Consider the following 15194-nt stretch of genomic DNA (forward strand, 5'->3'; position numbering starts at 1 on the left):
GGCTGTACCTCACCTGTGATGACGCGGGGTCCGTGTTGCTCGCTCTTGCGTAGACAGGCGCGCCCGTGTATTTCCGCACGCGCTCATGTGCGTTTTTCTATGAAAGTCCATCGGGGGATTGATCATGGGTCTGGCTGGCATGCGCCCAAAATGCGCTGTTCCACGAGCTCTCGTGCGGTTGGCGCCGCGTCCGCGCCTCGGGGTTGGCTCCCGCGTTACACCTCCCTGTTTCCCCGGCGGCTTTCCGGGTCGAGACCGAGTGGGAGTTTTCCGTCCCGCCAAGCAAGCCGTCACGGTCGGCGACGGGTCGCTTACCTACGCGCCCTGACGGCCCTACGTCCGGCCGATATCAACGAGCACCGCGCCGTGCGCGCGGCGAATGACCACGGCTGTCAAGCGGCGTGGTCGGCCTGTGATTGGCAATGAGTTGTGCGCCCGTAATCGGATGGCGGTGAACGCCGTTCGATTGCGGCGGCATTCCGGCTTCCTATGGGCGTGTGAAAGGACAGGCAACCCATCATGGTGGCTTATCTCTTCCCGGGGCAGGGGTCCCAGAAAATCGGCATGGGCGCCGAGCTGTTTGACGATTTCAAAGAGCTGACGGACACCGCCGACGAGATACTGGGCTATTCGATCCGCGCACTGTGTCTCGAGGGCCCGGACGAGCGTCTGAACAACACCCGGTTCACCCAGCCCGCCCTGTACGTCGTCAACGCGCTCAGCTACCTGCGGCTGCTGGCCGAGGGCAAGGCGCGCCCCGACTACGTCGCCGGACACAGCCTCGGCGAGTACAACGCGCTCCTGGCCGCCGAGTCCTTCGACTTCGCCACCGGCCTCAGGATGGTCAAGAAGCGCGGGGAGCTGATGGGCCAGGCGTACGGCGGCGGCATGGCCGCGGTGGGCGGCCTGGAGGAGAAGGAGGTCCACGACGTCCTGCGGGAGCACGGCTTCGACTCCATCTCCGTGGCCAACCTCAACTCGCCCTCGCAGATCGTCGTCTCCGGCCCGCGCGAGGACGTCGAGCGCGCCAAGGACGCCTTCCAGGCGGCGAACGTCCGCATGTACACCGTCCTCCAGGTCAGCGGCGCCTTCCACTCCCCGTACATGGAGTCCGCGCAGCGCGAGTTCGCCGCGTTCGCCGACGGGTTCGCCATCAAGGCCCCGACCATCCCCGTCATCGCCAACGTCACCGCGCGCCCCTACCGCGCCGACCGGGTCGCCGACACGCTCATCACCCAGATCTCCTCGACCGTCCGGTGGAGCGAGACCATTCGCTACCTGATGGGCAAGGGCGAGGAGGAGTTCCTCCAGGTCGGCCCGGGACACGTGCTGACCAGCCTGACCCGCAGCATCCGCCGCAACGCCGAGCCGCTGATCGTCACCGAGGAGCAGGAGGAGCAGGAGGAGCGGGAGGAGCGGGAGGCCCGACGGTGGGTCGCCGCCACTGCCGTCCCGGCCCGCACCCCGGCCCCCGCGCCGGCCGGGAGCACCGCCCCCACGCCGGCGCCCACCCAGCCCCCGGCCCGCATACCGGTGCCCGCCGCCGAGCGCATACCCGCGCCCCAGCCCGCCGCCGCCCGCGCGATCCTCGCCACCGACCTCGGCAGCGCCAGCTTCAAGCGCGAGTACGGCCTGCGCTACGCCTGCCTGACCGGCGGCATGTACCGCGGCATAGCCTCGCCCGAACTCGTCGTCGCCGTGGGCAAGGCCGGCATGCTCGGCTTCCTCGGCACCGCGGGCCAGCGGCCCGAGCGGGTCGACGACGACATCCGCTTCCTCAAGCGCCACCTGAGCGGCGGCGAGGCGTACGGCCTCAACCTCGTCCACGACCCGGGCCACCCCGAGCGCGAGGACGCCCTGGTCGACCTGTACCTGCGGCACGAGATCCGCACGGTCGAGGCGTCCGCCTTCATCGCTATGACCCCGGCCCTGATCCGCTACCGGCTGACCGGTCTGCGCCGGGACGCCGCCGGCCACGTCGTACCCCGCGGGCGCGTCATCGCCAAGGTCTCCCGTCCCGAGGTCGCCCGCGCCTTCCTCAGCCCCGCCCCGACCCGCATCGTCGAGCAACTCCTCGCCCAGGGCCGTATCACGGCGAACGAGGCCGAACTCGCCCGCGAGTTGCCCGTCGCCGACGACCTGTGCCTGGAGGCCGACTCCGGCGGCCACACCGACCAGGGCGTCGCCCTGGCCCTGATGCCCGCCATGCGCCGGCTGCGCGACGACATGACGGCCCAGCGCGGCTACCGGCAGCGGGTACGCCTCGGCGCCGCAGGCGGCATCGGCACCCCGGACGCCGCCGCGGCCTGCTTCCTGATGGGTGCCGACTTCCTGACCACCGGGTCGATCAACCAGTGCACCGTCGAGGCCGGCACCAGCGAGCAGGTCAAGGACCTCCTCCAGGACATCAACATCCAGGACACCGGCTACGCCCCCGCGGGCGACATGTTCGAGTACGGCGCTCGCGTGCAGGTGCTCAAGCGTGGCGTGCTCTTCCCGGCCCGGGCCAACAAGCTCTACGAGCTGTACAAGCGCCACGACGCGCTGGAGCAGCTCGACGCGACCACCGCCGAGCAACTCCAGAGCCGGTACTTCAAGAAGAGCTTCGCCGAGGTCTACGCCGAGGTGCGCGCCCACCACCCGCAGCGGGAGATCGACAAGGCCGAGAAGGACCCCAAGCACAAGATGGCCCTGGTCTTCAAGTGGTACTTCGCCCACGCCACGCGGCAGGCCCTCAGCGGCTCCGACGAGGGTCGGGTCGACTTCCAGGTGCAGTGCGGCCCCGCGCTCGGCGCGTTCAACCAGTGGGTCAAGGGCACCGCCCTCGAAGACTGGCGCCGCCGGCACGTCGCGGACATCAACCAGCGCATCCTGGACGAGGCAGCCGCGCTCATGGGCCGAAGACTGGCCGCGGTGGGAACAGAGTAAATGGACCACGAAACACTCCGCGTAGAGCGCCAGGGCCAGGTCCGCCGCGTGCGGTTCCACCGCCCCGAGCGCGACAACGCCATCAACGACGCGATGATCCGCGAACTCCACCAGGTGCTGGACGCCTGCGAACGGGACGGTTGCGGCCTCGTCGTCTTCGAGGGATCGGCCGAGGCGTTCTGCGTCGGCGCCGACTTCGGCGACTTCGCCCCCCGAACCGCGCCGGACGCCACCGAGGAGCCGGCCGAGTACGACCCGGCGCCGCTGTACGACCTGTGGCTGCGCATGGCGACCGGCCCGTACATCACCCTCGCCCACGTCCGGGGCAAGACCAACGCCGGGGGAGTGGGCTTCGTCGCCGCCAGCGACGTCGTCATCGCCGACACCAGCGCCACCTTCAGCCTCTCGGAGCTGCTGTTCGGGCTCTACCCCGCGATGGTCATGCCGTTCCTGACCCGGCGCGTCGGCTTCCAGCGGGCCAACTACCTGACGCTGACGACCCGCGCCATCGACGCCGCCCAGGCGACCGAATGGGGATTGGTCGACCGCTGCGCCGAACGCAGCGGGCCGCTCATCGCCCAGCACCTCGGCCGGATGAGCAAGCTCTCCCCGGACGGTATCGCCCGCTACAAGCGCTACATGAGCACCGAGATCGCCCCGCTGCACCAACACCGCGAGGGCGCGATCGCCGCGAACCTGGAGATCTTCTCCGACCCGCGAAACCTCCAGCGCATCACGCGCTTCGTCGAAGACGGCATCTATCCCTGGGAACAGCGCGGCCCGCACGGCACCTCGCGCGCGGATGAGGGAGCAGCATGAGGATCACCTCCGACGGGACCGCCGCGCCGGCACAGCCGGTGGCGCGCGAAAACGACCTGCCCGCGGCGCGGGCAGGCGACCCGAGAGCGCCGCACGGCCCGCGCCCCGGGCCGGGCGAGACCGGCGCGGGCGGTGGCGTACGGCTGCTGCGAACCACCGTCGAACAGCTCGGCCCGCGACCGCTCACCGTCGAGAGGGCAGCCGCGTGACCCAGACCGCACCCGCCCGGACCACCGCCCCCGGCACGGCCGTCGCCGTCACCGGCATCGGCGCCCGGCTGCCCGACGCCCGCGACCACCGCGAGTACATCGCCAACCTGCTGGCCGGCCACAGCTCTCCGACCGAGATCTCGCCGGAGCGCTGGGACGCCGCCGCGTTCTACTCCACCGACGTCGCCGAGCCCGGAAAGACGGCCAGCAAGTGGTGCGCCCAGGTCGCCCACCCGTACGACTTCGACCACACCTTCTTCCGCGTCTCCCCGCGCGAGGCCGCCCTGATGGACCCCCAGCAGCGGCTGCTCCTGGAGGAGACCTGGCACTGCGTGGAGGACGCGGGCACGCCGCTGGCCGCGCTGCGCGCCGCACGGACGGCCGTCTACGTCGGCGCGATGGCCCGCGACCACCTCCAGGAGGCGGCCAAGGACAGCGGGTCCGTACAGAGCCACTCCGCGCTCGGCGGGTACGACAGCCTCCTCGCCAACCGGCTCTCGCACACCCTGGGCCTGCGCGGGCCCAGCGTCTCCGTGGACGCCGCCTGCGCCGCCTCGCTGGTCACCGTGCACCTGGCGATCAACGCGCTGCTCGGCGACGAGGTCGACTTCGCCCTGGCCGGCGGCGTCAGCCTCAACCTCCACCCGTGGAAGTACATCTCCTTCTCCAAGGCCCGCATGCTCAGCCCCGGCGGGCTGTGCCGCACCTTCTCGCAGGACGCCGACGGGTACGTACCCGGCGACGGCGTGGGCATGGTGCTGCTGCGCCGGCTCGACGACGCGGTGCGCGACGGGGACCACATCTACGGCGTGCTGACCGGCAGCGCCGTCAACCACGGCGGCAGCCGGGCCACCATCACCGCCCCCACCGTCGAGTCCCAGCGCGAGGTCATCTCCGCCGCCCTGGCCCGCGCCGGCGCCGACCCGCGCACCATCACCTACGTCGAGGCGCACGGCACCGGCACCTCGCTGGGCGACCCGATCGAGGTGGAGGCGCTGCGCCAGGTGTACGCGGCGGCCTCGGCCGACGAGCACTGGTGCCGCGTCGGCTCCGTCAAACCCAACATCGGGCACCTGGAGGCAGCCGCCGGCGTCGCCGGGCTCATCAAGGTGCTCATGATGATGGCCGAACGCCGGGTGCCGCCCAGCATCCACATCAGCGCCCTGAACCCGCTGATCAAACTGGCCGGCAGCCCCTTCGAGATCACCCGGGAACCGGCCGACTGGCTGCCCCACGAGCCCGGCGCCGCCCTGCGCGCCGGCGTCAGCTCCTTCGGCATGGGCGGCGTCAACTCCCACCTGATCGTCGAGGAGTACACCGAGGGCACGGGCCCGGGCGCCGCGGGCTCACGGCCCGCCGGCAAGCGCCGCGCCCGCCCCTCCACCCGCTACCCCTTCCTGCTGTCCGCCCGCTCCTCGCACTCGCTCGACCTGCTGCTCGACCGCTGGCGCGCGCTGACCGCCACCCCGGGCGCCGGGCCCGGCCCCGTCGCGGACGTCTGCCACACCCTCGCCGTCGGCCGGGAGCACGCCGCGGCCCGGATCGGCGGCCTGGTCAGCGGAGAGCGGGACATCGCGGCGCTGGTCGCCAAGGCCGGCGAGCCCGCCGTACCGCCCGCCGACCGCACCTGGCGCCTGGCCGTGGGCGAACTGCGCCCGCCCGCCCGGCAGCGGCTGCGCGAGCTGCTGGCCACGCCGCCGTACGCGCAGGCCGCCGAGGAGTTCCGCGCCGGCTCCGACGACGCGCAGGCCGCGCTGCGCGCGCTGCGCCAGGGCGACCGTGGCGCGCGGTCGGCGGCCGTGTTCGGGCTGCTGACGCTGCGGGTGCTGCTGGACCTCGGCCTCGCCCCCGAGAGCGTCACGGCGCACGGCGCCGGGGTGTGGCCGGCGCTGGCCGCCACGGGCGCGCTCGACTGGCCGGTCGCCGCGGAGTTCGTCCGCGGCAGGACGCCCGAGAGCGCCCCGCTGCGCGCCCCGCGCCTTCCCTTCACGGAGCCGCTGACCGGCCACACCTTCCCCACCCACCCGCTGGACGAGAGCTACCTCGCCGACCTCCTCGACGGCCTCGCCCTCAGCGGCGAGGAGACCGCCGCGGTGTGGGCCAAGGCCGGCCAACTGGTCGACGGACAGCACACCTTCCGCGGCCACCTGCGCGCCTGGAACCAGGAGTTGGAGTGGCGCGGCCGGCAGGACTGGCGGCTGCCGCTGGACAGCGCGGAGTGGACCACGCCACCGGCCGCCGCCACGACGCCCGCCGAGGTCTTCCGCGTGCTGGCCACCCAGCACGCCTTCGACCTCGTGGACCGCAAGTGGAGCCTGCCGCGCGACCCCATGGTGCGCGACCCGCGGGCCCGCGAGGTCCTCGACCTCCTCGCGGACGGCGTGCTCACCCGCGAGCACCTGCCGGCGCTGCTCGCCGACGACGCCGACGGCCGGACCCAGGTCGCCGCCGACCTGCGGTCCCGCGCGGTACGGCCGGCGCCGGACGGGGAGTACCCGATGCTGCGGGCCCGCGCCGGAATGTCGGCCACACCGGACCAGTTGCGCGAGTGGGCCGGCACCGGGGCGCACGACAGCGCCGCCACGGCCGGGCCGCGGACCGCGACCCTGTGGATCGGCGAACCCGGTACCACCGGGCCGGCGGACGTGGTGATCGACGGCGATCTCGCCCTCGCCGACATGCTGGCTGAGCCGCTGCTGCAGTTGTGGCGCGCGGGCGTCGACGTCGACTGGGGCCGGTACTTCGCCGGCACCCCGCGCCGCTCGCTGCCCCTGCCCACCACCGAGTTCGTCCGCACCACGCACCGAGCCCCGCAGCCCGCGCCCGCCCCGCGCCCCACCACCCAGACCCAGACCCAGCCCGAGCCCGCGCCCCAGTCCGCCCCCGCACCCTCGGAGGCGGCCCCGGCGGCCGACGCGTCAGCCCCGGCCCCGGCATCCGTCCCGGCCCTGGCCGACGGGGACGTACGGGGCTTCGTGGAGGGCCTGTTGGCGGCCGGTCAGCACGCCAGGACGCTGCTCGACCGGTGGGCCGACGGAGCCCCCGCGCTGCTCCCCGGCCTCGACCCACCACCGGCCCCGGCGGCGGCGTGGTCCCGGCCCGGCGCCGCCGGCGTGCACCAGGCCGCCGGCGTGGTCGGGGCGGACGGCGCGGTCGCGCCGGTCGACGGGCCGGCGGGCACGGTCCGCCGCCTCCACCCGCTGGTGCACGAGAACGTCTCGGACTTCCAGGAGGAGCGCTTCCGCACCTCCTGGACGGGCCACGAACCCCTCCTGCGCGAGCACCTGTCCCACGACCGTGCCGCCCTGCCGGACGCCGCGTGGATCGAGGCGGCCCGGGCGGCGGTCGCCCTCGCGCACGGCCGCGACGCCCAGCATCTCGGCGTCCGCCTGACGGACCTGACCTGGCACGAGAGCTACCGCCACGAGCCGGACACCGCGCGGCCGATCGACATCGCCCTCGTGCAGGGCCCGGACGGCCTGGTGGACTTCGACTGCTACCAGCGGCGAGCCGACGACGGCGAAGGCGCCGACGACGTCCGCCTGTTCTGCCAGGGGCAGGCGGCGCTCACCGCGCTGGCGGCCGAGCCCGACCGCGTGGACCTGCGCCGGTACACCGACGGCACGCGGCCGCACCGCTCGTCGGCCGACCTCGACGCCGCCCTGCGCCGCGCCGGGCTCCGACAGGGCGCCGCGTACCAGGCGCTCAAGGCGGTCTGCCGCGGCGACGGCCACCTGGTGGCCGAGCTGAGCCTGCCCGCGGCACCGCACCCGGCCGCCGGAGGCTTCGTCGCCCACCCGGTGCTGCTGACCGTGGCGCTCCAGGTGGCGGCGCTGTGGCCGGAGCCCGCGTGGCCCGCCGCCGTGGCGCCGGCCGCGATCGACGCGGTCACCTTCCACGGCGGCCACGCGGACGAGGTCTACGCGATCCTCACCGCCTCCGCCGCTCCCCAGGCCCTTGACCTCGACATGCGCGACAGGAACGGCCGGCTACTGGTCCGCCTGTCCGGTATCCGTTTCGCCCACAGAAATGAGGGGCCATGCTGACCAACCCGGACGTGACCATCCCGGACGACCTGCACCTGTTCACCGAGGACTGGCAGGAGGCACCCGCGACGGCTGCCGCGCCGGCGCCCCGGCACCGGTGCGCCCTCGTGCTGCTGTCCGACGAGCGGGAGCAGGAGCGGGTCAGGCGCGCTCTCGTCGCCGACCAGCCCGACCTCACCGTCGTCTGCGCCGCCCGAGGCGCCGGCTTCCGGCGGCTCGCCGCCGACCGGTACGAGGTCGGCGGCGACCTGGAGGCGGCGTACCGCGCGCTGCTGCGGAGCACCGCCGACGACCACGGCCCGATCGACGTCGTCGCGCACCTGTGGGCCACCGAGCCCGCCGGCCGGGACCTGCTGTGGCAGCCCGACCCGCTGCGCGCCCTGCTCCGGGTCGTCGCCGAGGAGGCCGGCCGGGACGGCCGCGCCCCGCGCCGCGTCGTCCTCGGCGGCGCCTTCGCCGACGGCGAGGAGCGCGGCGCCCTGGAGGCGTGGTGGGGCTTCGAGCGGTCGATCGGCCTCGTCGTGCCGGGCACCTCGCTCACCGTCCTGGGCCTGGACGAGGCCGCCGGCGACAGCGCGGAGATGCCGAGCGCCCTGGCCGCCGAACTGGCCGCCGCCGAGCCGACCGGCGCCCTGCGTACCGGGGGCCGCCGCCTCGTCCAGCGGGTGCGCCCCGCCGCCCTGCGGCCGGGCCCCGACACGCTGCGCACCGGCGGCACGTACCTGATCACCGGCGGCGCCGGCGGCCTCGGCGCGATCTTCGGCACCTGGCTCGCCCGCACCTACCAGGCGCGGCTCGTGCTCGTCGGCCGCCGCCCCGCCGACGACCCCGCGGTACGCGCGCGGCTGGCGGAGCTGACCGCGGCCGGCGCGGGGGCGACCTGGTACGGCCAGGCCGACGTGGCCGACGAGGCGGCCCTGACCACGGCGCTGCGCGCCGCGACGGAGCGCTTCGGCCGCGTCGACGGCGTGCTGCACGCCGCGGGCATCGAGGCGCACGGCAGCATCGCCGACCGGGACGCGGCGACCTTCGCCCGCGTCCTGGAGCCCAAGATCGCCGGCACCCGCGCGCTGGAGCGGGTCCTCGCCGGCCTGCCCCAGGCGCCCGACTTCGTGTGCTACTTCTCGTCCACCGCCGCCGTCCTCGGCGACTTCGGGAGCTGCGACTACGCGGTGGCAAACCGTTTCCAGGTCGGCTACGCCCGCCACCTGGCGCACCGAGACCCCGCCGGGCCCAGGCGGCTGGCCGTCAGTTGGCCGCTGTGGCGCAGCGACGGCATGAACCTGGCCGACGCCGACGCGGGCGACTTCTACCTGCGCTCCAGCGGGCAGCGCTACCTGGAGCCGGCCGAGGGCACCGCCCTCTTCCGCCACCTCCTCGCGCAGCCCGAGGCGGCGTACCTGGCCATGGTGGGCCAGCGCGACCGCATCCACGCCACGCTGCGCGTCACCGCCGACCACGCCGCAGCCGCCGGCCACGCCGGCGCGTCGGCCACGGCCCGGACCCAGGAGGCCGCGCCGGGGCGGGCCGGCGACGAGGGCGCCGACCTGGCCGACGCGTTGCGGCGGGACCTGAAGAGCGTGGTCAGCCAGATCATGATGCTGCCGGTCGAGAAGCTGGCCGGGGACGAGAACTTCCGGGACTTCGGCTTCGACTCCATCACGCTGGTGGAGTTCGCCGGCGTGCTCTCCGAGCGGCTGGGCCTCGACCTGACCCCCGACGTCTTCTTCAGCTACTCCACCCTGCACACGCTGCACGAGTTCCTGCTCACCCGGCACCACGCCCAACTGGCCGACCACTACGACCTCGCGCCCACGGCCGAGCCCGTCACCGAAGCCGCCGCGACACCCGCGCCGCCCGCCCGCCCGGCCGCCGAGCCGCCCCGGGAGCCGGCCCCGGCCCCGGCGTTCGCCGACGCGCTCCCGACGCCCACCCCCGAGGCGGCGCCGGTACGCCCCGGCGCCAAGCTGCGCACCCGGCGCGGTGACGGAAGCCGCTTCGCCCCCGCCACGCCCACGGCCGAGCCACACCCCACGCGATCCGAGGCGGTCTCCCGGCCGGAGGTGGCCCCGCCGTCGCCCGGCCAGCAGGCCCGGCCGTACGAGCCCGTGGCCCAGCCCGCGCACCAGGCGGCCCCGCCGCGTCCCGCCCGCCACGGCGCCCAGGACCAGCCGGACCAGCGGGCCGGGCGGGACGGCGTCACGCGCCCGTCGGACGGGCGGGACGCCGCGCGGGACGCGGTCTCGCCCGACGAGCAGTTCGCCATCATCGGCATGAGCGGGCGGTTCCCCGCCGCCCGTACGGTCGAGGAGTTCTGGGACCTGCTGGTCGAGGGCCGCAGCGTGACCGGCCCGATGCCGCGCGAGCGGCGCGAGTGGTGGGCCGACGACAAGCGGCGCTCCGTCGGAGCGATCCCCGGCATCGCCGAGTTCGACCCGCTGTTCTTCGAGATCGCGCCCAGCGAGGCGGCGGCCATGGACCCCCGGCAGCGGCTGCTGCTCGAGGAGATGTGGAAGGCCCTGGAGGACGCCGGCTGCGGGCGCGAGCAGTTGGCCGCCGAGCGCGTGGGCGTGTTCGTCGGCGCCGAGGAGGGCGACTACCGCTCCCTGGCCTTCGCCGAGGAGCGCATCACCTCCAACCACAACGCGGTGATGGCCGCGCGCCTGTCGTACTTCCTCAACCTGACCGGCCCCGGCATCGCGATCAACACCGCCTGCTCCTCCAGCCTGGTGGCCCTGCACGAGGCGTGCCTGAGCCTGCGGCACGGGGACTGCGACACCGCGATCGTGGCCGGCGCCAACCTGCTGACCACCCCCCGCGAGTACGACGCCATGGACGGCGCCGGCATGCTCTCCGCGCAGGGGATCTGCCGCGCCTTCGACAAGCGCGCGGACGGCATGGTGCCCTCCGAGGCCATCACCGTGGTCGTCCTCAAGCGACGCCCGCACGCCGAGCGCGACGGCCACCGCGTCTACGCCAACATCCTGGCCAGCGGCGTCAACAACGACGGTCGGACCAACGGCATCACCGCCCCCAGCGGCAACGCCCAGGCCCGCCTGCTTCAGGAGGTCTACCAGCGCGCGGGCATCTCGCCGGACTCGCTGAGCCACCTGGTCAGCCACGGCACCGGCACCCGGCTCGGCGACCCCGTCGAGGTCAACGCGCTGGCCGAGGCGTTCCGGCCGCACACCGCGCGCACCGGCTTCTGCGCCCTGACCTCGACCAAGCCCAACGTCGGCCACGCCCTGGCCGCGTCCGGGTTGGTCAGCCTCATCGGCCTGGTCGTCGGCATGCGTGAGGAGATCATCCCGCCGAGCATCAACTGCGAGGAGATCAGCGACTTCGTCAACTGGTCCGAGAGCCCCTTCTACATCAGCCGCGAGGCGCACGCCTGGCCCGAGCGGGCGGGGCAGCCGCGCCGCGCCGCGGTCAGCTCGTTCGGTTTCAGCGGCACCAACGCGCACGTCGTCATCGAGAGCCACGGCACCGCCCGCGACGAGGTGGCCCGCCTCGGCGACCAGCCCGCCGCGCCCTGGCACCTGCTGGTGTGCTCCGCCAAGACCGAGGCGGCGCTCTCCCGCCAGCTCGCCAACCTGGCCGACCACCTGGCCGCGCTGCCGGCCGACGTCGGCCCCGGCGTCATGGCCTCGGTCAGCCACACCCTGCTCGCCGGCCGGCACCACTTCGCGCGCCGCTGTGCCCTCGTCGTACGGGACCGCGCAGAGGCGGTCGCCGCGCTGCGCCGGGCGGCCGACGGACACGACGGGCCCGAGGTGGTCCGCGGCACCGCGCCGCGCGACTTCACCCCGAGCGCCGCCGAGACCCGCGCGCTGCGCGAGCTGGCCGCCGAGGCCGCCGGCGACCGGGGGCCCGGCCCGCTGACCGAGCTGGCCCGGTCCTACTGCCAGGGCCACGAGCCGGCCGCGTTCGCCGGCCTGTGGGGTACGACCCCGCCGCGCCGCATGGGCCTGCCCAGCTACGCGTTCGAGCACGCCGAGTACTGGGTCTCCGCCCCGCCCGCCACCGCGACGGGCACGCCCGCCACCCACCTGCACCCGCTGGTGCACCGCAACGTCTCCGACGTCACCTGCCAGCGCTTCGCCTCGACCTTCAACGGTCCGCGGGACGCGTACGGGCTGCTCGCCGACGGCACCGCGCAGACCGGAGCCCTCCTCGAACTGGCCCGCGCCGCAGTGGTGTTGGGCCTGGGCGGGGGAGCGCGGGCCGTCGCGCTGCACGAGGTGGCCTGGCACGCGCCGGTCACCGTCGCTGACGGGGACGACGGCGCGGCACCCCTCGCACTGCGCGTGGACCTGCGGGACGCGGGCGAGGGCCGGGTCGACTGGGCGGTCTACGCCGGCGAGGGCGAGGACGCCTACCTGGTCTGTGACGGCGGCGCCGCCCCCGCCGCCACCCCGGCCGGCGACGACCGCCCCGCCGTGCTCGACCTGCCCGCGCTGCGCGCGCAGCCGGGCCGGGACCGGGTACTGGTCGAGCTGGACCCGGCGCCCCACGAGTCGGGCGACGCTGAATTCGTGCTGGACTCGGCGCAGTTGGAAGCTTGTCTCGTCGCGGCCCGGCAGCGCCTCGGCTGGGGCACCGAACAGGGCACGGTCACCGCCGCGGCCGAGGTCGGCTTCGCGGCCACGGCCCAGCCGCTGCGCTGGGCGCTGGTCACCCCGCGCGCGGACGGGCCGGCGGACGCCTGCTCGCTGACCGTGGAGCTGGCCACGGCCGACGGCACGGTGGCCGTCCGGCTGAGCGAGCTGACCCTGCGCCAGGAGCAGCCGCGCCCGCGCGCGGCGACCACCGTGGCCCAGGCGCCCGGCGAAGGCCGCCGGCCGCGGATGCGTGGCTGGACCGTGCCGCAGTGCGTGGCCTGGGAGCTGGCCGACGCCGCCGGACAGGTGCTCGCCATCCCGGCGCAGGAGCTGGACGCCGACGAGAACCTGGCCAACTACGGCATCGACTCCCTCAACATCGCCACGTTCGCCACCACGCTCAGCGGCCGGCTCGGCTTCACCCTCACCCCCGACCTGTTCTTCAGCCACCCCACCCTGGGGCGCCTGGCGAACTTCCTCCTCACCTCGCACGCCGAGCAGATGGCCGCCCGCTACCGCGAGGGCTCGTCGGCCGCCACGGCACCGGCCGCGCCGGCCAGCGACGTCAAGCGCCGCTCGGACCGCTTCGCCGCCGCCGCGCCCGCGCGGGCCACGGCCGCCGGCGCCGCGGAGGAGCCCATCGCCATCGTCGGCATGAGCGGACGCTTCCCCGACGCGCGCACCATCGACGAGCTGTGGTCGATCCTGACCGAGGGCCGCAGCGTCATCGGCGAGGCTCCTCAGGAGCGCGCCTCGTGGCACTCCACCGAGGAGTCGCCCGAGGGTCAGCAGCCGCCGAAGTTCGGCTCGGTGCCGGGCATCGCGGAGTTCGACCCGCTGTTCTTCGAGATCTCGCCGCGCGAGGCGGAGCTGATGGACCCGCGCCAGCGGCTGCTGCTCCAGGAGATGTGGCGGGCCCTGGAGGACGCCGGCTACGGCGAGCGGTCGGTGGCCGCGGGCAACGTCGGGGTCTTCGTCGGCGTCGAGGAGGGCGACTACCGCTACCTCGTCGACGACCAGGCCACCGTCACCTCCAACAGCAACGCCATCCTGGCCTCGCGCCTGGCCTACTTCCTCAACCTCTCCGGCCCCAGCATGGCCATCAACACCGCCTGCTCCTCGGGTCTGGTGGCGCTGCGCGAGGCGTGCCTGAGCCTGGCGTACGGGGACTGCGACACCGCCATCGTCGCCGGCGCCAGCCTCATGGCCTCCGACCACGACTTCGTCGCCATGGACAAGGCCAACATGCTCTCGCCCGACCGGACGTGTTACGCGTTCGATCAGCGGGCCAACGGCATGGTGCCCGGCGAGGCCGTCGCGGTGCTCGTACTGAAGAAGCAGCGCGCGGCTGAGCGCGACGGCAACCTCATCCACGCGACGATCCTCGGCAGCGGCATCAACTACGACGGCCGCACCAACGGCATCACCGCCCCCAGCGGCGAGGCCCAGACCCGCCTGCTGACGTCCCTCTACGACCGGCACCACATCTCGCCGGACACGCTGGAGTACGTGGTCAGCCACGGCACCGGCACCCGGCTCGGCGACCCCATCGAGACCAACGCGCTGGCCGAGGCGTTCCGCTCGCGCACCGATCGCACCGGCTTCTGCGCGCTGACCTCGATCAAGCCCAACATCGGGCACAGCATGGCCGCCTCCGGCCTGGTCAACCTCATTACCTTGGTGACGGCCATGCGCAAGGAGACCATCCCGCCGAGCATCAACTGCGAGGAGCTCAGCGACTACATCGACTGGGACAACAGCCCCTTCTTCGTCAACCGCGAACCCCGCCCCTGGCCGGCGACGCCGGGCCAGCCCCGGCGCGGCGCCGTCAGCTCGTTCGGCATGAGCGGCACCAACGCCCACGTCGTCCTCCAGGCGTACGGCACCGAGCGCGAGGACGCCGCCGGTCGCACCTTCCCGCAACACCACCTCCTCCTGGTCTCCGCCAAGACCGAGGAGGCGCTCAAGGAACGGCTGACCGACCTGGCCGACCACCTGGCGGCCCAACAGGCCGACGACGCGGGCTACCTCGCCTCGGTCAGCCGCACCCTGATGACCGGCCGGCACCACTTCGCGCTGCGCTGCGCCGTGGTCGTCCAGGACCGCGAGGACGCGGTCCGGCTGCTCCGCGAGGCGGCGGCCGGCGTGAAGATCCCCAACCTGGTACGCGGCACGGTCAGCCGCGACTTCGCCCCCAACGCGACGATCGGCAAGCTGATCGAGGGCCTGGTGCGAGCCAGCCGCACGGTGTGGGGCGACAGCGAGCGGTACTCCGACCACCTCACCGCCCTGGCCGAGTTCTACTCCCAGGGTTACCCGCCGCACTTCGAGGGCCTGTGGGAGAGCCAGCCCCGGCTGACCAGCCTCCCCGGCTACCCCTTCGGCACGGAGCACTACTGGGCGTCCGCCGCCCCGGGCAGCGCCCTGGCCGTCGCCTCCCAGGACTCCCGCCTCCATCCGCTGGTGCATGAGCACACGTCGGACGGCAACGTCATCCACCGGTTCAGCTCGAAGTTCTCCGGCCGCGAAGCCTTTCTGAACGACCTGCTGATTCCCATCGAGAACACCACTCGCTGAGCAGCGGCACTTTT

General features: G+C 74.1%; 5 protein-coding genes. All 5 read left to right on the forward strand.

Features of this window, described 5'->3' with window-relative positions; translation table 11 throughout:
• Nucleotides 1–519 precede the first annotated feature (519 nt).
• Genes fabD through H7H31_RS30840 form a run of 5 tightly spaced genes read left to right on the forward strand, consistent with a single transcriptional unit; the run spans nt 520 to nt 15180 of the window.
• Nucleotides 520–2928 carry an ACP S-malonyltransferase gene (fabD, locus tag H7H31_RS30820; protein WP_187118171.1) on the forward strand — a complete coding sequence of 803 codons (2409 nt, stop codon included), beginning with the start codon at nt 520–522 and terminating at the stop codon, nt 2926–2928.
• The gene (locus H7H31_RS30825; protein ID WP_187060386.1) at nt 2929–3747 is read left to right on the forward strand and encodes an enoyl-CoA hydratase/isomerase; all 819 of its coding nucleotides are present in this window, start codon (nt 2929–2931) and stop codon (nt 3745–3747) included. It abuts the gene before it with no gap.
• A complete protein-coding gene (locus H7H31_RS30830; RefSeq protein ID WP_187060387.1) occupies nt 3744–3956 on the forward strand; it encodes a hypothetical protein in 213 nt (70 codons plus the stop codon). Before H7H31_RS30825 ends, H7H31_RS30830 begins: the two co-directional genes overlap by 4 nt.
• Nucleotides 3953–8002, forward strand: coding sequence for a beta-ketoacyl synthase N-terminal-like domain-containing protein (locus H7H31_RS30835; protein ID WP_187118172.1), 4050 nt, complete (start codon nt 3953–3955; stop codon nt 8000–8002). The genes H7H31_RS30830 and H7H31_RS30835 overlap by 4 nt, the downstream gene beginning before the upstream one ends.
• Complete coding sequence (locus H7H31_RS30840; RefSeq protein WP_187063326.1) at nt 7996–15180, forward strand: SDR family NAD(P)-dependent oxidoreductase; 7185 nt, start codon at nt 7996–7998, stop codon at nt 15178–15180. The genes H7H31_RS30835 and H7H31_RS30840 overlap by 7 nt, the downstream gene beginning before the upstream one ends.
• The last annotated feature ends 14 nt before the right edge of the window (nt 15181–15194 follow it).

Source organism: Streptomyces buecherae (assembly GCF_014295035.1).
Taxonomy (GTDB): Bacteria; Actinomycetota; Actinomycetes; order Streptomycetales; family Streptomycetaceae; genus Streptomyces; species Streptomyces youssoufiensis.

Bases quoted from the DNA above. Each gene is read 5' to 3' on its own strand.
- fabD (WP_187118171.1), top strand. From the start codon at position 520: ATGGTGGCTTATCTCTTCCCGGGGCAGGGGTCCCAGAAAATCGGCATG.
- H7H31_RS30825 (WP_187060386.1), top strand. From the start codon at position 2,929: ATGGACCACGAAACACTCCGCGTAGAGCGCCAGGGCCAGGTCCGCCGC.
- H7H31_RS30830 (WP_187060387.1), top strand. From the start codon at position 3,744: ATGAGGATCACCTCCGACGGGACCGCCGCGCCGGCACAGCCGGTGGCG.
- H7H31_RS30840 (WP_187063326.1), top strand. From the start codon at position 7,996: ATGCTGACCAACCCGGACGTGACCATCCCGGACGACCTGCACCTGTTC.